The sequence below is a fragment of the Tenacibaculum finnmarkense genomovar ulcerans genome (assembly GCF_900239495.1).
Lineage (GTDB): Bacteria > Bacteroidota > Bacteroidia > Flavobacteriales > Flavobacteriaceae > Polaribacter > Polaribacter ulcerans.
Genome location: NZ_OENE01000004.1, coordinates 267,018 through 289,352, shown reverse-complemented (window position 1 = coordinate 289,352; position 22,335 = coordinate 267,018). Strand labels below are relative to the sequence as shown.

General features: G+C 31.3%; 18 protein-coding genes and 2 riboswitches. All 18 genes read left to right on the top strand.

From position 1 onward, the window contains the following. Nucleotides 1-2: 2 nt before the first annotated feature. A riboswitch (cobalamin riboswitch) is annotated at nucleotides 3-208 on the top strand. A gap of 91 nt (nucleotides 209-299) precedes the next feature. The 18 genes from DPIF8902391_RS02155 (at nucleotide 300) to DPIF8902391_RS02070 (ending at nucleotide 22,304) form a co-directional block, all read left to right on the top strand. Continuing rightward, nucleotides 300-2,579, top strand: coding sequence for a TonB-dependent siderophore receptor (locus DPIF8902391_RS02155; protein ID WP_172504914.1), 2,280 nt, complete (start codon nucleotides 300-302; stop codon nucleotides 2,577-2,579). 175 nt (nucleotides 2,580-2,754) lie between these two features. Continuing rightward, nucleotides 2,755-2,961: riboswitch (cobalamin riboswitch) on the top strand. A gap of 79 nt (nucleotides 2,962-3,040) precedes the next feature. Beyond that, nucleotides 3,041-5,083, top strand: coding sequence for a TonB-dependent receptor (locus DPIF8902391_RS02150; protein ID WP_193703731.1), 2,043 nt, complete (start codon nucleotides 3,041-3,043; stop codon nucleotides 5,081-5,083). A gap of 16 nt (nucleotides 5,084-5,099) precedes the next feature. Beyond that, nucleotides 5,100-5,909, top strand: a complete 810-nt coding sequence (locus DPIF8902391_RS02145) for a (2Fe-2S) ferredoxin domain-containing protein (protein WP_172504912.1) — start codon at nucleotides 5,100-5,102, stop codon at nucleotides 5,907-5,909. Between the two features lie 2 nt (nucleotides 5,910-5,911). Further along, nucleotides 5,912-7,465 carry a uroporphyrinogen-III C-methyltransferase gene (gene cobA, locus DPIF8902391_RS02140; RefSeq protein WP_172504911.1) on the top strand — a complete coding sequence of 518 codons (1,554 nt, stop codon included), beginning with the start codon at nucleotides 5,912-5,914 and terminating at the stop codon, nucleotides 7,463-7,465. A gap of 4 nt (nucleotides 7,466-7,469) precedes the next feature. After that, nucleotides 7,470-8,402, top strand: coding sequence for a sirohydrochlorin chelatase (locus DPIF8902391_RS02135; protein WP_058884859.1), 933 nt, complete (start codon nucleotides 7,470-7,472; stop codon nucleotides 8,400-8,402). After that, nucleotides 8,399-9,109 (top strand): precorrin-2 C(20)-methyltransferase, encoded by a 711-nt coding sequence (cobI, locus tag DPIF8902391_RS02130; RefSeq protein WP_172504910.1) that lies wholly within the window; start codon nucleotides 8,399-8,401, stop codon nucleotides 9,107-9,109. Before DPIF8902391_RS02135 ends, cobI begins: the two co-directional genes overlap by 4 nt. Then, complete coding sequence (cobJ, locus tag DPIF8902391_RS02125) at nucleotides 9,106-10,482, top strand: precorrin-3B C(17)-methyltransferase (RefSeq protein ID WP_172504909.1); 1,377 nt, start codon at nucleotides 9,106-9,108, stop codon at nucleotides 10,480-10,482. The genes cobI and cobJ overlap by 4 nt, the downstream gene beginning before the upstream one ends. A gap of 3 nt (nucleotides 10,483-10,485) precedes the next feature. Beyond that, nucleotides 10,486-11,127 carry a 5,6-dimethylbenzimidazole synthase gene (bluB, locus tag DPIF8902391_RS02120; RefSeq protein ID WP_172504908.1) on the top strand — a complete coding sequence of 214 codons (642 nt, stop codon included), beginning with the start codon at nucleotides 10,486-10,488 and terminating at the stop codon, nucleotides 11,125-11,127. Then, nucleotides 11,128-12,327, top strand: coding sequence for a precorrin-6y C5,15-methyltransferase (decarboxylating) subunit CbiE (gene cbiE / locus DPIF8902391_RS02115; RefSeq protein WP_172504907.1), 1,200 nt, complete (start codon nucleotides 11,128-11,130; stop codon nucleotides 12,325-12,327). After that, entirely contained in the window at nucleotides 12,328-14,169 is a 1,842-nt protein-coding gene (gene cobM / locus DPIF8902391_RS02110; protein WP_172504906.1) for a precorrin-4 C(11)-methyltransferase, read from the top strand. Nucleotides 14,170-14,326: 157 nt separating this feature from the next. After that, nucleotides 14,327-15,097: a precorrin-6A/cobalt-precorrin-6A reductase gene (locus DPIF8902391_RS02105; RefSeq protein WP_172504905.1), complete on the top strand. Its 771-nt coding sequence runs from the start codon at nucleotides 14,327-14,329 to the stop codon at nucleotides 15,095-15,097. Beyond that, the gene (gene cbiD / locus DPIF8902391_RS02100) at nucleotides 15,094-16,209 is read left to right on the top strand and encodes a cobalt-precorrin-5B (C(1))-methyltransferase CbiD (RefSeq protein WP_172504904.1); all 1,116 of its coding nucleotides are present in this window, start codon (nucleotides 15,094-15,096) and stop codon (nucleotides 16,207-16,209) included. The genes DPIF8902391_RS02105 and cbiD overlap by 4 nt, the downstream gene beginning before the upstream one ends. After that, entirely contained in the window at nucleotides 16,187-16,903 is a 717-nt protein-coding gene (locus tag DPIF8902391_RS02095) for a hypothetical protein (RefSeq protein ID WP_058884852.1), read from the top strand. Before cbiD ends, DPIF8902391_RS02095 begins: the two co-directional genes overlap by 23 nt. Next, entirely contained in the window at nucleotides 16,903-18,600 is a 1,698-nt protein-coding gene (locus DPIF8902391_RS02090) for an AAA family ATPase (protein ID WP_172504903.1), read from the top strand. Before DPIF8902391_RS02095 ends, DPIF8902391_RS02090 begins: the two co-directional genes overlap by 1 nt. Nucleotides 18,601-18,610: 10 nt before the next feature. Continuing rightward, nucleotides 18,611-19,927, top strand: coding sequence for a cobyrinate a,c-diamide synthase (locus DPIF8902391_RS02085; protein ID WP_172504902.1), 1,317 nt, complete (start codon nucleotides 18,611-18,613; stop codon nucleotides 19,925-19,927). Continuing rightward, nucleotides 19,924-20,514 (top strand): cob(I)yrinic acid a,c-diamide adenosyltransferase, encoded by a 591-nt coding sequence (locus DPIF8902391_RS02080; RefSeq protein WP_101954807.1) that lies wholly within the window; start codon nucleotides 19,924-19,926, stop codon nucleotides 20,512-20,514. Before DPIF8902391_RS02085 ends, DPIF8902391_RS02080 begins: the two co-directional genes overlap by 4 nt. A 199-nt stretch (nucleotides 20,515-20,713) precedes the next feature. Then, complete coding sequence (cobW, locus tag DPIF8902391_RS02075; protein ID WP_172504901.1) at nucleotides 20,714-21,784, top strand: cobalamin biosynthesis protein CobW; 1,071 nt, start codon at nucleotides 20,714-20,716, stop codon at nucleotides 21,782-21,784. Nucleotides 21,785-21,794: 10 nt separating this feature from the next. Continuing rightward, a complete protein-coding gene (locus DPIF8902391_RS02070; RefSeq protein WP_172504900.1) occupies nucleotides 21,795-22,304 on the top strand; it encodes a DUF6933 domain-containing protein in 510 nt (169 codons plus the stop codon). The last annotated feature ends 31 nt before the right edge of the window (nucleotides 22,305-22,335 follow it).

The following is a 22,335-nucleotide window of genomic DNA, read 5'->3' as shown; positions in this document are numbered from 1 at the left end:
GATACATTCGCGCCGATTTTGGTTTCTTATTCTTTTTGATCATCAGAATATAGAATTAAAAGGGAATTTGGTGTAAATCCAAAGCTGTCCCCGCAACTGTAAAACTTATTTAAAGGCTTCATTAATAAAAACCACTGTAGCAAAACTATGGGAAGGTAAATGATTGCTTGAGTTGAGTCAGGATACCTGCCTAAATCAAAAACATAATCTAAACTTTCGGGAATAAAAGTTAAAGTGTTCGACTGCCTATATTTTAGGCTTATGACCCTTCATTTTTATTTCTGAACAAATGAAATTCAATGAAATTCAAATTACTTTTTTTTTTTTTAATTAGCAGCAGTTTACTGATTGCTCAAAATTCAAAATCCGTTCAACTTTTAAATAAACAAAACGGGCTACCTATTGAGTTTTCCTCTATTATAAATAACAATTCTAAAAAAGGAACCAGCTCTAACAATAAAGGGATTTTCAAAATTACAGGAAACCCTAACGATGTTATCAACATTTCATATATCGGCTACAAATCAACAAGTATTTTATTTAAAAAATTAGCCGATATTATTTATTTACATCCATTATCGGTTCAATTACAAGGGGTCGAAATTTCGAGTACAAGAAAAAAATATGTTGAACTAAACAAGCTTCAATTAAAAAATTTAGACGCGCCATTAACCACCAATAGCGTGAGTTCTAAATTGATTAAAATTAGAAACACCAATGATTTAGGGACTGCTGTTAAAAGTGCTACAGGTGTTCGTCCGATAAATAGATACGGTGGTTTTCAAACTTTTAGAATACGAGGTTTTAATAATTTTGTTTTATTAAATGATGGTACAAGAGATGAACGTCATAATCTTTCTACAAGTGCTCCGAGTACTAATTTAGCCAATGTTGAGCGTATAGAAATACTTAAAGGTCCTTCTGGTGTTATGTTTGGGCACGCTGCTTTAGGCGGAATTATAAATATTATTCGTAAAAAACCAACCACCGCTTTTTCTGCCGAATTTAATACTACCTATGGTTCTTTTGATACCTACGAAATGTCGGTAGGTATGGGAGGCCCTATTAATCAGAAATTAAGATATCGAGTAGATTTTGGTGTTTCTAAATCTAACGGTTGGAGAGATTTTGGCATCAATACGAATAACGCTTCTTTTGCGGTTAATTATACTCCGACTAAGAAAGATGTTTTAGATATTTCTTTCCAAGCGAACAATGATAAATATGATACTGATACAGGAATTCCTGTTGATAAAGATGGAAGTATTGTAAAAGCAATGGATGTTAAAACGCGATATAACGATCCTCAAGATTATTTGAAACACAAACGTTTTGACCTGCAAGTTAAGTACAAACATCAGTTTAATAACAAATTAAAATTAACTAATAATTTTTCATGGTCTGATGATGATATTAATTATCTTTCAACAGAATGGCTGTCTTTTAATGCAGCAAAAGATTCAATAACTAGAGGGTTTCCTTTTTATTTTAACCACACCACTAATACCATTCAAAATCAATTAGATGTAAGCTATCAATTTAAAACAGGAAAGATAAAACACAAATCGTTGTTTGGTCAATCGGTAAGTATTTTAGAAAGAAAATCGTTTAGAGGAAGCGTTGTTGGTCCTGGTACATACACTACTATTTCTGTTCAAAATCCTATTCTGAACCAAGGGCATATAGAGGCTGTTGATCAAAAAGTGCAGATAAGAGATGAATTTAATAGTGGTTTTTATTGGCAAAACTGGTCGAATATTTCTGATAATTTTAAAGCGTTAATTGGTATTCGCTACGATATTTTTAAAGGAAGATATGCTACGGATAAAATTAAAGCAGATAGAACCTTAATTAAAGCGGGCGACAGAACAGAAATTCCTTCAACAGCTTTTAGTTATAGAGCTGGTTTGGTGTATCAGCCGCTTAAAAATCTTAGTATTTTTTCTTCTTATTCTAATTATTTTAAACCTTCAAGAACTATTGCTCCTAACAGTGAAATTTTTGATCCTGAAAAAGGATATCAAATAGAAGGAGGGCTTAAATTTGAAAGAAATAATACCTTAAACATTAGCCTGTCTACCTTTTATATTTTAAAACACAATATTGTTGAAAAAAATAAAGTAAACCAATACCTTCAAATTGGAGAAGCTGACTCGAAAGGTATCGAATTTGATTTAGAATACACTCCTATAAAAAATGTTTATCTTAAAGCTGGCTATGCTTTTACAGAAGCTAAATTAGGTGCTAATTCACAGGTTAAAAAAGCAGGAAATGCCTTGCCTTTTACCCCTAAACATTTAGCAAACTTATGGGTTAATTATGAATTAGAAGACGGCTTAGGTTTTGGAATTGGAGGTAATTATACGAGTGATAATTATACAAATTCTGACAATTCATATACACTACCCGCTTATTTACTGCTTGATGGCGCAATTTATTATCAAAAAAACAATATCAGAATTGGTGTTAATATAAATAACATTACCAATAAATTATACTTTACAGATGCCATTTATGATTATCAGTTTTTTCCTGGTGCTGAAAGAAATTTCAAAATAAATTTAAGTTATAAAATTTAATATCAATTAAAAATCAACGCTTTACATCATTACTTAGGTATTTTATTTTTGATACTTTTTCTTGATTCGTTTTTATCAAGATTTGTAATGATGTATAAGCGTTTTTCTTTTTTATCCGAAGTTAATCACTTAAAAAACTCCTTTTCGATTCCATCTTTTAAGTCAAAAAATAACAATACATTTGCAGCATATTCGGTTTCTTATTCTTCTTTTATCATTTAGAATATAGAATTAAAAGGGAATTTGGTGTAAATCCAAAACTGTTCCCGCAACTGTAAAACTTGTAAAAAGGCATCATTAATAAAAACCACTGTAAAAATTACGGGAAGGTAAATGAATGCTTGAGTTAAGTCAGGAGACCTGCCAATATCAAACTAATTTATTAATAACTCTCGGGTAAAGAGTTCGAAAATTATGTTTTTTCATATTTTCTTTCCTTTCCTGCCTAATGTCATTTTCAAATGAAAAAATTGATTTTATGCAGTCTATGGATGTGTTTTTCACTTTCCATATTCGCTCAAAAAAAATGTACGACAAGCAACGAAACAGAAACACAGCTTTCTGAAGTAATTATCAACTCTAAAAATGAAAAAAAATTAGGTACTCATAAGGTTTCTAAAATTTCATTGCAATTAAGACCCATAAATAGCGCGCACGATTTTTTAAAAACAGTACCAGGTTTATTTATAGCACAACATGCTGGTGGCGGAAAAGCAGAACAAATATTTTTAAGAGGATTTGATAATGACCACGGAACTGATTTTGCTGTTTTAGTCGATGATATTGGTATCAATTTAAGTTCTCACGCACACGGACAAGGCTATGCCGATTTACACTTTTTAATCCCTGAAACCGTTCAAACTGCCGATTATTATAAAGGTCCTCATGAAACTTCATTAGGAAATTTTGCCGTTTCTGGAGCTGCTAAATTTACATCAAAAGATAAAGCGCATCGTAATTTTGTAAAGTTAGAATATGGTCAATACGATTTTGCAAGAGCCTTAGCAATGGTATCGCTTATCGATAAAAATAACTTTTTAACTAAAAATGAAGAAAGTGCTTACATTGCTATTGAAGGAACTTATAATGACAGTTTTTTTGAAAGTGAACAAAGACTTAAAAGGTTAAATACCTTTACAAAATATACCGTAGCACTTTCTGATATTCATAAATTAAGAACATCAATTTCTACTTTTCATAGTACTTGGAATGCCTCGGGTCAAATACCTTTAAGAGCTGTTAAAAGTGGATTAATAGATAGATTTGGGGCTATTGATGATAAAGAAGGTGGCGATACTGAAAGAGTACATTTTAACATGCAATTAAGTTCTAATATTTCTGATAAAACAAAGCTTACAAATCAATTATACTACGTATCGAATATCTATAATTTATTTTCTAACTTTACTTTTTATCAAAATAATCCTGTTGATGGTGATATGATTCATCAACAAGAAAATCGAAGAACATATACTTATAAAGGAAATATTTCAATAAAAAATATACTTCAAATACCAAATAGCACCACTACTTTTGGCTGGGAAGCTAAATATAATAATAACAATATCGGTTTAAATAATGCTATTGGACGTACCTTATCAAATCCTATAAATGAGTTTGATATTAAAGAAACAAACCTAGCTTTATTTTTAAAAGAACGAATTCAAATAGCTCCTAAGTTAACGGCTTTAGCAGGTATTAGAGCTGATTATTTCGATTTTAACGTTACTGAAATAGTACCAGTACCTCAACAAGGAAAGACAAATTCTATTAGAATAAGCCCAAAATTTAGTTTGTTTTATGATGCTACTGAAAATTTGCAATTATATGCAAAAGCTAGTTCTGGTTTTCATTCAAACTACGCAAATGCCGCTGTAAAAAACAAAGAAATTAATCCGTTACCTAAAGCTATCGGTTACGATATTGGTACAGAATTTAAAATAGGAAAAAACTTTGTTGGTAACATTGCTACTTTTTATTTACAAAGTGATGCCGAGTTTGTTTTTAGTCCTGATGGTTTTGAATTTGAAAACAAAGGAAAATCTGAACGAATTGGTAGTGAAGCTTCTTTTAGATATCAACCATTATCTTATTTATGGTTCGATACGGATTTAAATTATAGTTTCGGAACTTTATTAGACGCTCCAAAAGATGAAAACAAAATTCCAAGTGCACCTCGTTTTACCTCAACTGGTGGCGCTACTTTCCGTTTAAAAAATGGAATTAGTAGTTCTTTACGCTATCGTTTTTTAGGCGAACGCCCTTTAATTGAAGACGAATCTGTAATTGCTGACAGTTATTTTATTGCAGATTTTGTTATCAATTACACAAGACCAAAATATCAAATAGGTTTATCCGTAGAAAATATTTTTAATACCGCATGGAGAGAAGCTGTATTTTATGATTCTTCACAATTACAAACAGAATTACAACCTGTTGATGATATCCATTTTACACCAGGAACACCATTTTTAGCAAAATTGAATTTCACTTATTTCTTTTAAATATTTATTTTAAATTATGGGTAAAAATATCGCCAATACAACGCATACTTTTTTATTTTGCGACGGAGGTTCTTGTCAAAAAGCAGGAAGCGAACAAGTAACAAGAGCCGCTAGAGCTTACTTACGTAACAATAATCTTTGGGATAAAACCCATACGATTAAAACAAGATGTAATGGCAGATGTGAAGACGCTCCGACTTGTATTGTGCAACCAGGTGAATTTTGGTATAAAGAATTAACTCCTGAAAAAATTACTCCGATTGTAAAATCGCATATTAATAATGAGCCTCTTAATCAAGAAGATGAAACAAATTTGTTATATAAAAAAGGATGGAAAGAGCAAATATCTAATAACGAAAGAGCGCCTATAAAACCGAAACCTTTTGAGTTAAAAAATGATGCTGAATTAGGCGAATGTTTTATTACCAAAGGTTTTAGTTCTGATCAATATTTATATCCTCTTTTCTTATATTTGTTGGAAAACCCAAAAGGGATAACCCTTGCTATGGCTGATAAAAACCCTGTTTCTTTTGAAAAAATAAATGCGGTAAATTATTCAGATACACATACGCTTGAATTAAAAACTGAAACAACTATTATAAAATTAACGATTGCCGCAGTTCCTAAAGAAAATAAGGAATTACAACAATCAAAAATTTCTAGTACAGAATATTTTCATCAAAAAGAAACAGCGCTAACAGGTATTCGTTTCAAAAATAAATTTGGTGAAATTTTAGGGAAAATAACATTCGATTCCATCGAAAATAAAGCGTGGGAATATTGTACTAAAATTCAGTTACAAAACACCTGCTTAGATTTAACATAATTATGAACAAACAACATATTTCCATAGTAGGATTAGGCTGGTTAGGTTTACCGCTTGCGTTGAAATTACAAAAAAGTGGCTATTCGGTTAACGGAACTACTTCTTCGTTAGAAAAACTAAAAACACTCGGCAAATATTCGTTTCATACTTGCAGAATAAAACTTGAAGCAAATACTATTATTGGTGATTGGGAATCTTTTATTACTGATACAAATACCCTTATTATCAATTTCCCGCCAAAGAGAATTGATACTATTGAAACAATTCATCCCAAGCAAATAGCACAGATTATACAACGAACTCCCAAAACGACGAAAGTTATTTTTGTGAGTTCTACTTCGGTTTATCAAAACAATAATAGTCTTATAAATGAAACTGAAAAATGTGTTCCTGAAAAGGCATCTGGACACGCATTAATTAAAGCCGAAGAATTATTACAACAACATTTTGGTGATAATTTAACTATTTTACGTTTAGCAGGATTAATTGGTGCTAAGCGTCATCCTGGGAGATTTCTTGCTAATAAAAAGCAATTAAAAAACCCGAATGTGCCTGTTAATTTAATTCATCAGAAAGATGTTATTGGTTTAATCGAAACGATTTTAGAACAAAATTGTTTTGGTGAAATTATCAACGGTTGTGCAGATATACATCCGAAGCGAAAAGAATTTTATGAAAATGCAGCCATCAAATTAAATATGCCTGCTCCTATTTTTGAAACAGCTACAGCATCAGAAGAACGTTTTAAAATTATTGATAATTCAAAATCGAAATCTTTATTAAATTTCACGTATCAGTTTGCTAATCCTGAATGGATTTTTACAAGAGAGCATTTACCTGAAATTTCAATTGTTGGCGCAGGTCCTGGTAATAAAAACTTGCTAACTTTAAAAGCTTTTGAAGCGATTGAAAATGCAGAAATTATTTTACACGATAATTTAATTTCTGATGAAATATTAAACATCAATACACAAGCGGAACGTATTTATGTCGGTAGAAAATTTGGCGATAAAGAAGATCAAGAAACACGTCAAGATAACATCAATTTATTGATGAAAAAATATTGTGAACAAGGCGATAAAGTAGTTCGCATAAAATCGGGCGACCCGTATATTTATGGAAGAGCTGCCGAAGAAGTTCGTTTTTTAAAGAAACATGAGCTTCCTTTTTGCGTTGTCCCAGGAATTTCAGCTGCTTTAGCCGCAGCAAGTACCGCAAATATTCCAATTACTGAAAGAAGGCAATCAAATGCTGTTTTAATTTGCACAGCACATACCGCAGATTATTCAACCGCACAATTAAAAGGAATTGCCGAAATGCTAAAAGCTGGAAACACCTTGGCACTTTATATGGGCTTAAAAAGTTTGGATAAAATAATTCCAAAATTAATAGCCGTTTGCGGAAATTCAGAAATCCCTATTAATGCCGTTTCTAATGTTTCAAGAGAAAATGAAATGTTACTTTCATCAACATTAGGCGACATAGAAAACGACATCAAAAAACAACCACTACCAATGCCTGTAGTATTTTTAATAGGTGTAAAACCAATCAATTAAATCAATGAAAAAAGGAATTTTACTTTGCGGACACGGTAGCAGAACCAAAACAGGGACGGATGCTTTTAAACAATTAGTGGAAGCTTTACAGGCTCGTTATACCGATTATGAAGTGGATTACGGGTTTTTAGAATTTAATCATCCTGTGTATGAAGCTTCTATTGAACGCATGTATCAGAAAGGAATTCGTGAAATTTATGCTTTACCGATTATTCTTTTTGCAGGTTCACACGCTAAAAATGATATTCCGTATGAAATGAACACCATACAGAGTTATTACAGCGATTTAACCATCAAAATGGGAAAACATCTTGGTGTCAATTCCTTTTTATTAGAATTGGCTCAAAAAAGAATTTTAGAAGAAGAAAGCAAACATCCTGTTATCGATAGAAAAGATGTTTGTTTAATGGTGGTTGGTCGAGGAACTACAGATACTGATGCAAATTCTGATGTACATAAACTAGCTTGTATGTTAGGCGAAGGAATGGGGTTTGGTTTTACGACAGTTGCATATAGCGGAACGGCATATCCGACGGTTACTAAAAGTTTAGAATTAACCAGTAAAATGGAATTTAAACGAACTATTGCGATTCCGTTTTTCTTTTTTACAGGGATTCTTTTAGAACGTATTTATACTGAAATTAGAACTTTTAATGAAAATTCTCCGAATGAATATATTTATACCGATGCTTTTGGAAGTGATGAATTAATTTTAAAAGCTTTTGATGAGCGTTTAGATGAAACCATTAACGGTACGGCAAATATGAATTGCCAATTATGTAAATACCGAAAACAAATTGTTGGCTTAGAAGATGAAGTTGGAAAAGAACAAGTTGGACATCATTTAGGTGTAAAAGGTGTTTTATTTGAAGAAGATGAAAAAGTTGGGCAGAAAAGCAATGTATTTACTAAAATTAAAAAAGGCTTAGGAATATGATAACGGGTAAAATACATGGTGTTTCGTTAGGAACTGGTGATGCTGATTTAATTACCTTAAAAGGATTAAAAACCTTACGGCAAGCTGATAAAATATATTATCCTGGTTCATTATTTAAAGATGGTAGAAAAGTCAGTTATTCCCGAACTATTTTAAATAATTACAATTTAGATACTCAAAAATTAGTCGGATTTTATCTAAAAATGGATTTAGAAAGAGTTCAGGCTAAAGAGGTTTACGAAACTACTTTTCAACAAATTTTAAGCGATTATAAAAATGGTTTATCCATAGCTATTGTCAGCGAAGGCGATATTAGCACGTATAGCTCATTTTCTTATCTATTAGAAAAAATTAAAAAGCATCAATTAAAAATCGATTTAATTCCTGGGATTACCTCTTACTTACATTTATCATCAGAAAGTCAAATTCCTTTGTGTTTGCAAAATGAAAAAGTAACCGTTATTCCTCGCATCCAAAGTAAAGAAGAATTACAAGAAGCTATTGCTAATTTTGATACCGTAGTTTTAATGAAAATTATATCGGTTATTGCTATAATTACCGCCGTAATTGACACTCAAAAACACCAAATTACTTACGGAGAACGCTTAGGAACTGACGAGCAATTTATAACCAATAACTGGAATACAGCCAGTAAAAGAGAAACTCCTTATTTTTCTCTTATCATTATTAAAAAAATAAAAAAATGAAAATAACCGTTGCGGGATTAGGTCCTGGAGATATAGATTATATGTTACCCGTTGTTAAAAATGCGTTGCAAAAAGCAGATGTTGTTATTGGGTACGATTATTATTTTCAATTTGGAAAATCGTTATTTAAAGAAGATGCCGAATTAATTTCGATGCCTTTAGGAAAAGAAGAAGCAAGAGCTCACAAGGCTGTTGAAAAAGCAAACGAAGATAAATATGTAGTAGTTATAGGTTCTGGTGATGCCAGTATTTACGCAATGGCTGCGATTGTTTACGAAGTTGTTTCTAAAGAAAATCATGATGATATTGAGTTAGAAACGCTACCCGGTGTTTCTGCTTTTTTAGCTGCTGGAAGTAAATTAGGTGCGCCATTAGGTCACGATTTTTGTTGTATTTCATTGTCAGATTTAATGACTCCTTGGAACAAAATAGAACAAAGAATTAAGGCTGCCGCAATGGGCGATTTTGTAACGAGTTTATACAATCCGAAAAGTAAAAAAAGACATTGGCAATTAGGTCGATTACAAAAAATATTTTTAGAAAAACGGGCACCTTCTACTCCTGTTGCAATTATTAGGCATGTAACTCGCCCCGAAGAAGAATGTAAAATTACCACTTTAGGAGAATTTAATCCTGAAGATGTAGATATGTTTTGTTTGGTGATGATTGGAAATTCGCAAACCTATCGTTTTAAAGATTATTTAGTTACTCCTAGAGGATATCTTAATAGAAAACCACATACAGGAAAAGAAATTCAACAAGAAAGTTTCAGAATTGTTACCCAGCATATTAAAGATTTACCTTTTGCGATTGCTGATAAATGGGCAATAACAAGAGTTATTCATACCACAGGAATTTTAGAAGATTTCAATCATTATTCAGCAACTCCAGAAGCTATTGAAAACTGGCATGAACATCTTAAAAATGGTGGCGAAATTGTAACAGATGTTACCATGGTAAAAGCTGGAATTACAAAGGCTTTCACTAAAGAATATGGCAATCAAATACATTGTTTATTAAATGATGAAGATGCGCAATTATTAGCAATTTCAGAAAACATTACACGTTCTCAAGCAGGAATTAGAAAGGCTATTGAAAAATATCCAAATGCTTTATATGTTGTTGGAAATGCCCCTACTGCTTTATTTGAAATTGTAGATCAAATAAGAGATAACGATACTTTTAAACCTGCTGGAGTTGTTGGCGTACCTGTTGGTTTTGTCAATGTTTTGGAAGCAAAAGAACAATTATCGCAAACAAAAAACACAAATTGGGTAGTTATAGAAGGAAATAGAGGCGGAAGTAATGTTGCCGCAGCTATTGTTAATGCTGCATTTACGTTACCTGAAGCGTCAACTTATTTTATTTCTTAAATGATGAACAAATTTACTCCAGAAAATATTGAAACCCTCGAACAAATAATACTTGCACGTAGAGATGTTAGAGGAAATCGGTTTTTAAATACGCCTATATCTAAAGAACATTTAGATAAAATTCTATTTGCTGGAGTAAATGCGCCATCTGTTGGATTTTCTCAACCGTGGGAATTTGTTGTTATCAAAGATTTAAAAATCAGAAATAAAATTAAAGACAGTTTTTTTGAAGAAAATGAAAAGGCGAAAACTCTTTTCGAAGGAAAAAAAGCTGATGCATACACACAATTAAAATTAGAAGGAATTGTAGAATCGGCATTGAATATTGCGGTTTTTTATAAACCAAGTCAGCATCCTGTTTTAGGGCAAACTTCGATGAAAGAAGCAGGTGTTTATTCGGTGGTTTGTGCCATTCAAAATATGTGGTTAATGGCTAGAGCGTTAAATGTCGGTTTAGGCTGGGTTAGTATTTTAAATGAAAACAACGTTAAAACTATTTTAAATGCTCCTGATGACAGACAATTAATCGGTTATTTATGTTTAGGTCATGTAGATAAATTTTATGAAAACCCCGAATTAGAACGTTTAAAATGGGAAAAACGTAAAAATATAAATGATGTTGTTATTAAAGAATGTTATCAATAAATGACTAAAATTCAAAAATATATCGATTTTTATTTGATTGGAATTAGCAATCATCCAACGCCAAAACTTAATGATGATGTCTTGAATTTGATTCAAGAATCAACTGTTTTTTCTGGCGGAAAACGTCATTATCAATTGGTAAAATCATACTTACCTAAAAACCATACTTGGATTGAAATTTCAGGTAAAATGGATTTTCTTATCAATAAATATAAAAAAATTGATACAACAATTGTAGTTTTCGCCTCTGGAGACCCTTTTTTCTATGGATTCGGAAACACGTTACAACGCTTATTACCAAACGCACAATTAAAAGCAACGCCTTATTTTAATAGCATTCAATTGTTATGTCATAAAACGCAAACAAATTATAATGCTTTAAAATCGGTCTCTGTTCACGGTAGAGATTGGTCTGCTTTAGATGAAGCTTTAATCAATAGAAATAAATTAATTGGCGTATTAACAGATGCTAAAAAAACACCTTGCGAAATTTCAAAACGTTTGTTAAAATATGGTTTTGATAATTACACCATAACCGTTGGCGAAGCTTTAGACGGAAACAATGAACATATTGAAACGCTTGATTTAGCAACTTGTACAAAAAAATCACATGACCATTTAAATTGTGTTTTATTAAAACAAACAACATCCAAAGAAAAACCTTTTGGAATTGCTGATGATGCTTTTATTTCTTTACCGAATCGGGCAAATATGATTACCAAAATGCCTATCCGATTAAGTACGATAAACGCTTTACAATTACAAAATAAAGCAGTTTTTTGGGATATTGGAGCTTGCACAGGTTCGGTTGCTATTGAAGCAAAACAACAGTATCCACATTTAAAAATTATCGCTTTTGAAAAACGAATTGTATGCAAAAATATAATTCAGCAAAATACCCAACGCTTCTCTACTCCTGGTATTACTATTATTATTGATGATTTTTTCAACCTCAACTTACAAGAATTTCAAATTCCAGATGTCGTATTTATTGGCGGACACGGTGGCAGATTAAACGAATTAATTCATCTAATTCATCAATTAAATCCGAAAGCTAGGATAGTAACCAATGCCGTAAAACAAAACAGTACCAATATATTTATAAAAGAGCTTACTACATTAAATTATACTATAAATACGAGTGTGATTCAAGTAAACGAGCATAACAAAATTAGCATTCATTCAGCAGAAAAAATATAAATGAAAAAAATAGCCATTATAGCAGTTACTGAAAAAGGATTAGAAAAAGCCCTTATCATTCAGAAAGAATTTTCAAAATCATTGGTAATAACTACCTTAGAATCTACGAACGGAAATGTATCAACTATTGCCTCTATTTCAGATTATTTAACCGATAATTTTTCAAAGTTAGATGGTATTTGTTTTGTAACAGCATTAGGTATTTGTGTACGATTAATTGCACCATATATTCAAGATAAAAATACCGACCCTGCAGTAATTTCTGTGGATGATTTAGGAGTAAATGTACAATCTGTATTAAGCGGACACAAAGGAGGCGCTAATAATTTCGCTTTAAAAGTTTCGGCTGTTTTAGGAGCAAATCCTGTAATATCAACATCTAGCGATGTACAAGAAATTTGGGCTTTAGATACGCTTGGAAATCAATTTGACTGGCAAACAGAAAGTTCATTATCAATAACTAAAACAATGGCGTTGTTTGTGAATAATAAACCAACCGCTTTACTTTTAGATATTAAAGATAAAGGAACACAGCATTTAGAAAAAACAGTTCCTAGTTTTGTGACTGTTTTTTATGATGAAAAAGATATTGATTACACGCAATTTGAATTATTTATTGCGGTGAGTTACAAAATTTACGAAGTAAAAATCCCTAGTTTATTTTTAATTCCAAAGGTACTTTCAGTTGGTTCAGGATGTTCTAAAAAATTAGATTTCACTGTTTTTCAAGAAACATTCAAAACTAAATTAGCTACTGAAGGATTGCATTTTTCAGCAATTAAAAACTTTGGTTCTATTGATATAAAAGCAAATCAACAAGCTTATTTAGATTTTAGTGAAATAAACAATATTCCTTTTAGCACCTTTACTTCGGATGAAATAAATACCATTTCAATACCAAATCCGAGTGAAATGGTACAATCTAAAATTGGCGTTGCAGGAGTTTCAGAATCTTGTGCAATGTTATTATCTGGAAATAAAGAATTACTTGTTGAAAAACAAAAAATTCATATTGAAAATAGTGAGAAATTTACATTTTCTGTTTCTTTAGATGCAAAAGTTGTTCGTAAAACTGCTGTTGCAATTATTGGTGCAGGTCCTGGTGATGAAGAATTAATCACCGTAAAAGGAAAAATATATTTAGAAGAAGCTGATTGTGTTTTATATGCAGGAAGTTTAATTCCTGAAGAAATGACCAATTGGTGTAAAGCAGGCGCTGTAGTTAGAAATTCTGCAATGATGACTTTAGAAGAGCAAGTTTCTTTAATGCAAGAACATTACAAAAAAGGGAATTCAATTGTTCGTTTACAATGTGGTGATCCATCATTATATGGTGCAATTCAAGAGCAAATGACCATTTTTGACGAACTAAACATGGACTACTTTATTGTTCCAGGGATTTCTTCATTTAGTGCTGCTGCTGCAGTTTTAAAATCAGAATTTACTATTCCTGAAGTTGTACAATCTATTGTTTTAACTCGTGGCGAAGGTAAAACGCCAATGCCTTCGAAAGAAAGTATTTCTGCATTTGCAGCAACAAATTCAACAATGTGTATCTTTTTAAGTGCAGGAATTGCCAAAAAAGTACAAGCGCAATTATTAGAACATTTTGATGCCGATACTCCTGTAGCTGTACTATACAGAATCACTTGGAAAGATGAAGAAATTTATCAAGGGAAATTAGAAAACCTTGCCGAAATTGTAAAGAAGAGTAAAAAAACAAGAACCGTATTAATTGTTGTTGGTAGTGCTATTGGAGCTCGTAAAAACAGATCGCAATTATACAATCCTGAATGGAAACATATTTTTAGAACTAACAAAAAATTTGTAGTTACTGAGTAATACCATTTAGTTTTAGACCTCACAGGTTTTAAAAACCTGTGAGGTCTTTAAAAGCCTATTTAAATTTCATGTAAAAAAATAAAAATAGGAAATTGAATTTGTCAATAAAATTATTATTGAATAGAATTTAAACAGGCTATAAAAATAAATAAGAAAAATGATACTTGTATTTGGAGGAACAACAGAAGGTAAAAAAGTAGCAACCTTGCTTCAAGAAAAACTGATGCCTTTTGTGTATTCAACAAAAACAAATATCTCTTTTGATGAAACAGAAATTGCCAGTTACAGATACGGTGCGTTAACTGAAAATGATTTAGAAAATTATCTAATCGAAAATAATATTAGCATCATTATAAATGCCTCACACCCTTTTGCTGAAATTTTACACAAAACTATTGCAAAAGTTGCCGAAAATTTACAAATTCCTGTAATACGATTTGGGCGAGAACTACTTTCTAAAACCATAAATCAATCCGTATTTTATGTAAATAATTATACCGATGCTTTAAATTTATTATCATCAGAAAAAACAGTATTAGCCTTAACAGGTGTGCAATCTATTAAAATATTAAAACCTTGGTGGCTAAAAAACACGACTTATTTTAGAATATTAAACAGACCAGCATCTTTAGCGATTGCATCTGAAAGTAATTTCCCTGAAAATCAATTAATTTTAGAATTTCCTTCTTCGGATTTAGATAAAGAAATTTCGATTATCAACCAAAAAAATATTGATATCATTTTAACTAAAGAAACAGGAAATAGCGGGTTTTTAAACACTAAAATTGAAGCAGCTTTAAAAACTGACACACAAATAATAATCATCAAACAACCCAAAATTCCGAAGTATTTTAAAATGGTTTTTAATGAAAATGAGCTAATTAGCGAATTATCTACTTCATCAACTCTAAAAGACTCAAATATATGAGTTTAAGAAAAATTCCAAAAGGTCCTTTACGGGATGGATTTACAACAGGAACTTGTGCTACTGCTTCGGCAAAATCAGGATTGATGGCTATTATTGATCAGAAAAAAAACGCTACCGTAAAAGTTCATTTACCTATTGATAAAATAATCGAGATTCCAATTCATCATTGTGAATTTACTCAAGACACCGCTAAATGTTCGGTTATTAAAGATGCAGGCGATGATCCTGATGTTACAAATGGTGCTGAAATAGGGTGTATTTTAAAATTAACTAAGCAAAAAGGCATTCAGTTTTTTGCAGGTGATGGCGTTGGAACAGTTACGCTTAAAGGTTTAGAATTAGCAATTGGCGAACCTGCTATAAATCCTGTTCCAAGAAAAATGATAAGCAGTGCAATTCAAAAATTATTACATGATTACGATTTAGAATGCGGTGTATCGGTTACTGTTTATGTTACCGACGGAAAAAAATTAGCAAAACGAACGCTTAATGAACGTGTAGGAATTATGAATGGATTATCTATTTTAGGAACAACAGGAATTGTAAAACCGTATTCATCATCCTCCTATATTGCAAGTATTGAACAAGGAATTGATGTTGCAATTGCAAATAATATTACCGAATTAGTTATCAATTCTGGCGCAAGAAGTGAAAAGTTTTTATCAGATAAATTTAGCCATTTACCTGAATATGCTTTTATTCATTATGGAAATTGGATTGGTGAAACACTCGCCAAAGTAAATCAATGTGCTATAAAAAAAGTAAGCATTGGAATTATGCTTGGAAAAGCAGTAAAATTAGCTGGCGGAATTACAGATACACATAGTTGTGTATCGAGTTGGAACAAAGATTTTGTTGTTGAATTAGCACAACAAGTTGGTTTTTATGATGCTGATAAAATCAAAGAATTAAACATGGCTGGTCGCTTAATTGAACTGTTTGAATTTGAACAAAATTCGCCATTTTTTCAATTATTATTAGCGCATTGTTACAAACATACACATACAAAAATTAAAAAGGTAGACTTAAATATTTACCTAATTCATAAAGACGGAACACTTATTAAATACATTAAAAACACATTAAAAAATGACAATAGTATCTTTAGTTAGACCTTTAATGGCAGGGATTTTACATTCTTTTGAACCCGACCACGTAACTGCAGTTTCAGTTTTAGCTACTGAAAACGCTATCAATAAACAAAAAGTGAGTTTTAAAACTGTTTTTAAAGCATCGCAATGGGCGTTTGGGCATTCGGTTACTTTACTGCTTTTTGGAGGTGTAGCACTGCTTTTTAAAAGTATGGCAACTTTATTTATCAATGATCTTTCTTTTTATGCCGAACTTGCCGTTGGTCCTATTATGATTTGGCTAGGAATTGTAGCTATCAAAAGAAATCATCAAATTAATGAAATGGTAAATGACCATAAAAAAATTGAAGCACACGAACACGACCTTTCTAATCCGATACATTTACACGGAACTAAAGGCGAAGAAATTGCCGTAAATCCGATGAATAAATCATTTTGGATTGGAATGTTACACGGTTTAGCAGGTACAGGTGGAGCGCTAACTTCCGCCTTAGTTTTAAGTAGTTCAAGCGTAGGTGAAGCACTTCTTATTCTTGCCGTAGAATCTTTAGGGATTATTGTAGCAATGGGTGTTTATAGTTATGTTTTAATTTATGTTATGAGCCGTTTTTTAGAGCGAAACCTAGCTATTTTTAAATGGATGAACGGAGTTGCGGGAGTTGCATCGGCAATTATTGGATTTGTGTGGTTGTATAATTGTATTTCGGCATTATAATGGAACATAAAAAACAGCAGTATTTCCCTTTTTCGGCAATCGTTGGGCAAGATAATTTTAAGTTAGCTTTAATTTTAAATTTAGTCGATCCGCTTATTGGCGGCGTATTAGCTATTGGCGATAAAGGAACAGGAAAAACCACTTTAATACGATCGTTAACCAGCCTAATGGGCAATCAACAAAAATACCCTTTTGTTAATTTACCCATTGGTGTTTCTGAAGATAGACTTCTTGGAAGTATCGATTTAGAGCAGTTGATAAATGCTAAAAAAGAAGTTGTTAACCTCGGATTAATGGCACAAGCACATCAAGGTATTTTATATGTTGATGAAGTTAATTTATTACAAGATTATCTTACTGATATTTTATTAGATGCCGCCGCTTCTGGAAATTATTATTTAGAAAGAGAAGGAATTTCTCGTTATTTTAAAAGTCGTTTTTGCTTAGTCGGTTCTATGAATCCTGAAGAAGGAAATTTAAGACCGCAACTAAAAGATCGTTTTGGTTTAAGTGTAAATGTTACAACTCCTACGGATGTAAAAATCCGTCAAAAAATAATAAAGCAACGTTTTTTGTTTGATGATGCGCCTATCCCTTTTATCGATGCTTATAAAAGTAAAGATGCTGTTATTTCCAAACAAATAATTAAGGCAAAAGAGGTATTATTATCGATAAAAATAACTGATGAAATTATTGAATATTGTAGCGAATTAGCCGTTTTACATCAAGTAGAAGGACTTCGTGCCGATATTTTATTAGTAAAAACAGCAAGAGCTTTTTCGGCTTATAAAAATGCTACTGAAATCACAAAAAAAGACGTAGATACTATTGCCGATTTTGTTTTAAATCATCGAAGTTTAAATCCGAATCAAAATCAGCAGAATCAACCTCCTGAAAATAACGCTCCAGAAAATAAATCTCCAGAAAATCAAAATGAAAAACCTCTTGAAAATCCTTCTGAAACAAACGCATCAAAAGACACATCAAAAGGTATATCAGAAGAAGAAACAATTTCATTTTTAATTCCAAATAATAAATTTCAGCAGCAAAAAAACAGTACTAAAAACACGCTAAAAAACGGTGTTAATTCAATTAAAAATTCAGCAGGAAATACTATAATTACTGATACAAAAAAAACAGTCGGGCAATATTTAGCAACCGATAAATTTGACTTAAAAACCAAACGAAAAAGTACACTTTTAAAACAGCATCATATTTTTTTAATAGATTCTAGCGGTTCTATGTTAAAAAATCAGATTATTGCGTATGCAAAAGGAAGTGTACATAAAATAGCCGAAAATTCTAAAAATCAAAACACACAATTTTCTATTATTTCATTATTTGATGGAGATGCGCAATTAATTTTAAATCAAACTGCTGTTTTAGCTGATGTTGAAATAGCGTTAAAAAATCTTAAAACAGGCGGAAAAACAAATTTAAGTGCAGGTTTTAAATTGATAAAAAGAAATTGTGCTACTATCGATTTTAATCACAATCTTCATATTATTACTGATGGTAAATTAAACGCAGAAAATAATTTAGAAGATACCGTATTATCTTTTCAAACGTATTGCAAAGGAATTGATAAAACACAAATTATTGATGCCGAAAAAGGAATCGTAAAAATTGGTGAAGCAAAAGAACTTGCAAACAGCATTCATGCCAATTATGAAATTTTAATTACTGAAAACCTATAAATTTTATTTTTTGACCAAACAACTCATCATATCAGCCCCGAGTAGTAACGCAGGTAAAACAACACTTACCTTAGGATTATTACGTTTATTCAAACGAAAAAAATACGCTGTTCAACCTTTTAAAGTTGGTCCAGATTATATCGACCCGAAATTTCATCAATTGGCTTGTAACAACGTTGGTGTGAATCTCGATTTATTTATGATGACACAAAATCAGATACATAATAGTTTGCATTTTTATGGAAAAGATGCGCAAATTAATTGCATCGAAGGTGTTATGGGTCTATTTGATGGAGCAAAAAAAGACAAAGGAAGTACCGCCGAAATGGCTAAAAAGCTAAAAACACCCGTTTTAATGGTGATTGATGCCAAAGCTGTTGCGTATTCTGTTGCGCCACTTATTCAGGGTTTTGTAAATTTTGATAAAGAAGTAAAAATAATGGGTGTTGTTTTTAATCGTGTTGGATCTGAAAGACATTATAAAATGTTAAAAGAAGCCTGTGATGATATTGGCGTACAGTGTTTTGGTTATTTATCGAACTTAAAAAATATTGAAATTCCTTCGAGACATTTAGGTTTAAATATTCAAGAAATTGAAAAATTTGATACAGTTATCAATCAAATTGCTGATGAGCTAGAAAAAACAATCGATTGGAAAGCTATTTTAGAAGCATCCAAAGAAATTAAACCAGTAAGTATTTCATCAGAAAAAATAATTCAGCCTAAAAAAATAAAATTTGCAGTCGCTAAAGATGAAGCTTTTAATTTTATGTATCCTCAAAGTATTTCAGCAATGGAAAGATTAGGAACTGTGGAATTTTTCAGTCCTATAAAAGATGCTGAAATTCCTGATTGTGATTTTATATATTTTGCTGGAGGGTATCCTGAATCGTATTTAAAAGAATTATCGAGTAACACAACAATGCTTGCTAGTATTAAAAAATTCGCAGAAAATAACGGGCAAGTTTATGCCGAATGTGGCGGAATGATGTATTTAGGAAAAACAATTATATCAGAAAATAAGACCGCTTTTAAAATGGTGGGTATTTTTGATTTTGAAGCTACAATTGCTGATAAAAAACTACATTTAGGGTATCGAACTTCTAAAATTAATGAGCATATTTTTAAAGGACACGAATTTCATTATTCGAGCTTAATAAATGATAATGAAACACCTATCAACGCAACAATTACAAATGCTAGAGATGGAAATACTACTACTAAAATTTACAAAAAAAATAAAGTAATGGCTTCTTATGTACATCATTTTTTTGGTACATCAGAACTGCTTTTACAATTGATTAACGAAATAAATACTACTATATGAAAATTTACACAAGAAAAGGAGACAAAGGTACAACTGGCGTTTTTGGAGGAAAAAGAGAGTTTAAAAACTCGGCAAGAATTGAATGTATTGGTACTTTAGACGAAGTAAATTCGACCATAGGATTGATGCGTTCTAAACTAGGAAACGACCACGAATGGCAACCAAATTTACACCGTATTCAAAAAGATATGATGAATATGATGTCGCATTTGGCACGTCCGTCAGATTCTAAAAAAGTTAATCCAAATCCTGAACCTAAAGATGGCGCAGATTTCTGTGAAGTTTGGATGGATGAAATGGAAGACAATATCAGTTCTCCTTCTGATTATTTTTTATTGCCCGGAGGAAATGAAATATCGGCACTTTGCCACGTTTGTAGAACACAAATGAGAAGAGGCGAAAGACAATTAGTGACCTTAATGCAAGAAGATCCTGAATGTGTACACGATTATATTATGAGCTACGTAAACAGAATGTCTGATTTATTTTTTACTATGGCAAGAGCCGAAATGGACAAACACGGTGTTGCTGAAGAAAAATGGAATTTATTTTTATACAAAAGAAAGAAGAAAGCAGTAACTAAATAAGTTGATTTTTTCTGATTAATTATTTAACAGGACACTGTCAGTTCGAGTAATTTTTAAGAAGTGTAACGAAGTAAAAATTGTATCGAGAACAATACAATACTTCTCGATACAAAATTATTTTTCATTTTATTACAAATAATTTCACTCGAAGTGACAAAATACAACCCAATAAAAAACGCATAAAACAAAACTTAAAAAAATGAATAAGAAGATACCAATTACCATCGTTACAGGATTTTTAGGCGTAGGAAAAACGACCTTAGTACATAATATGTTAAAAAATGCCAATGGAAAACGCATCGCTGTTTTGGTTAATGAATTTGGAGAAGTTGATGTTGATGGTCAATTAATTGCTTCTTCTGAATGTGGCGAACAAGGCTGTAATTTAGTCCAATTACCAAACGGTTGTATTTGCTGTACGGTTCAAGAAGAATTTTTACCATCGATGTTACAATTACTAGAACGTAAAGAAGAAATTGATCATATTGTTATTGAAACATCAGGTTTATCAATGCCTAAACCCTTAGTAAAAGCGGTAAACTGGCCAGACTTAAAACCTCATATTACTATTGATGCCGTTATTACCGTAGTCGATGCAGTAGGAGTTGCAACAGGTGAAATTTGCGATAGAGAACGTGTACAAGCACAACGTTTAGCGGATGATTCTTTAGATCATGAAACACCGATTGAAGAATTATTTTTAGACCAATTAGTGTGTGCCGATTTAGTTCTAGTTAGTAAAAGAGATTTAGTTGATGACCAAAAATTTGAAGAAATTGAAAAATTAATATCAGCCAAAGCAAGACCTAACATCAAAATAATTCCTGTTGAAAATGGTGAATTAGATAACACATTATTATTAGGTATTGAAGCTTCTGCGGAAGATGATGTTGATAATCGTCATTCAATTCATGAAGAACACCATAAATCAGGAAATCACCATCACCATAATGATGATATTAAAACTGTTTTATTAGAACATACTGAAACTGCTGATATTAAAGCATTGGTTAAAGACTTGAAAAAACTTGTTGAAGACCACGAAATTTATAGAATCAAAGGATTTGTAAATATTCCGAATAAGCCAATGCGTATGGTTTTACAAGGTGTTGGTTCTCGTTTCGATTATTATTTCGAAAGACCTTGGGGTGAAAATGAAGAACGTAAAACAAGCTTAGTCGTTATTGGTAAAAATATTGAACTTACTAAAAATAACGAAGTGATTACACATGTTCATAGTCACAATCACGGACATTCTCACGCTCATTAACAGTTAACAGATGACAAATATTTTCACAACAAAAAAACTAGAGAAAATAATCCATAAAAAAATTGAGGATAAGACTTTAACTCATGAAAATAACCTTGGAAATTGGAATGCTAATGTTTTTTATATTGCTAAAAAAAAGTGTATTCTTTTTGTTAATTCGGAGACTTTTTTTTCTGTAATAATTCCTCGTTTCTCTGTGAAAGATATTAATAATCTTGATACATTATTTATTGAAAACTTACATCAGCAATTATTATTTGAAAAAATAGCGATTGATTATGACGTAATATCTTCAAAAATTGGGCAAATAGCATTTAATTCAACAAATAATAACAGAAAAAGTATTGGTATTCTTAATTATAATATTGAAAAGCTAAATTATTTTAAGTTTGAATATTCTATTTTTAATTCTTCTGTAATCAGAGAAATGACAAATAAATTAAACAAAACCCCTTTTAAACAGTTAGATTGGAAAACCCCATATGAAAAAATGACTTCCTTATTAAACAACAATATTTAATTATAATATATCTAACTAAAAAACTAAAAAT

Excerpts from the sequence above, each read along its gene's own strand:
- DPIF8902391_RS02135 (WP_058884859.1), top strand. The coding sequence starts at position 7,470 with ATGAAAAAAGGAATTTTACTTTGCGGACACGGTAGCAGAACCAAAACA.
- cbiD (WP_172504904.1), top strand. The coding sequence starts at position 15,094 with ATGAGTTTAAGAAAAATTCCAAAAGGTCCTTTACGGGATGGATTTACA.
- DPIF8902391_RS02080 (WP_101954807.1), top strand. The coding sequence starts at position 19,924 with ATGAAAATTTACACAAGAAAAGGAGACAAAGGTACAACTGGCGTTTTT.
- bluB (WP_172504908.1), top strand. The coding sequence starts at position 10,486 with ATGAACAAATTTACTCCAGAAAATATTGAAACCCTCGAACAAATAATA.
- DPIF8902391_RS02145 (WP_172504912.1), top strand. The coding sequence starts at position 5,100 with ATGGGTAAAAATATCGCCAATACAACGCATACTTTTTTATTTTGCGAC.
- cobJ (WP_172504909.1), top strand. The coding sequence starts at position 9,106 with ATGAAAATAACCGTTGCGGGATTAGGTCCTGGAGATATAGATTATATG.
- DPIF8902391_RS02155 (WP_172504914.1), top strand. The coding sequence starts at position 300 with ATGAAATTCAAATTACTTTTTTTTTTTTTAATTAGCAGCAGTTTACTG.
- cobI (WP_172504910.1), top strand. The coding sequence starts at position 8,399 with ATGATAACGGGTAAAATACATGGTGTTTCGTTAGGAACTGGTGATGCT.
- cobW (WP_172504901.1), top strand. The coding sequence starts at position 20,714 with ATGAATAAGAAGATACCAATTACCATCGTTACAGGATTTTTAGGCGTA.
- DPIF8902391_RS02070 (WP_172504900.1), top strand. The coding sequence starts at position 21,795 with ATGACAAATATTTTCACAACAAAAAAACTAGAGAAAATAATCCATAAA.
- cbiE (WP_172504907.1), top strand. The coding sequence starts at position 11,128 with ATGACTAAAATTCAAAAATATATCGATTTTTATTTGATTGGAATTAGC.
- DPIF8902391_RS02150 (WP_193703731.1), top strand. The coding sequence starts at position 3,041 with ATGAAAAAATTGATTTTATGCAGTCTATGGATGTGTTTTTCACTTTCC.
- DPIF8902391_RS02105 (WP_172504905.1), top strand. The coding sequence starts at position 14,327 with ATGATACTTGTATTTGGAGGAACAACAGAAGGTAAAAAAGTAGCAACC.
- DPIF8902391_RS02095 (WP_058884852.1), top strand. The coding sequence starts at position 16,187 with ATGACAATAGTATCTTTAGTTAGACCTTTAATGGCAGGGATTTTACAT.
- DPIF8902391_RS02090 (WP_172504903.1), top strand. The coding sequence starts at position 16,903 with ATGGAACATAAAAAACAGCAGTATTTCCCTTTTTCGGCAATCGTTGGG.
- cobM (WP_172504906.1), top strand. The coding sequence starts at position 12,328 with ATGAAAAAAATAGCCATTATAGCAGTTACTGAAAAAGGATTAGAAAAA.
- cobA (WP_172504911.1), top strand. The coding sequence starts at position 5,912 with ATGAACAAACAACATATTTCCATAGTAGGATTAGGCTGGTTAGGTTTA.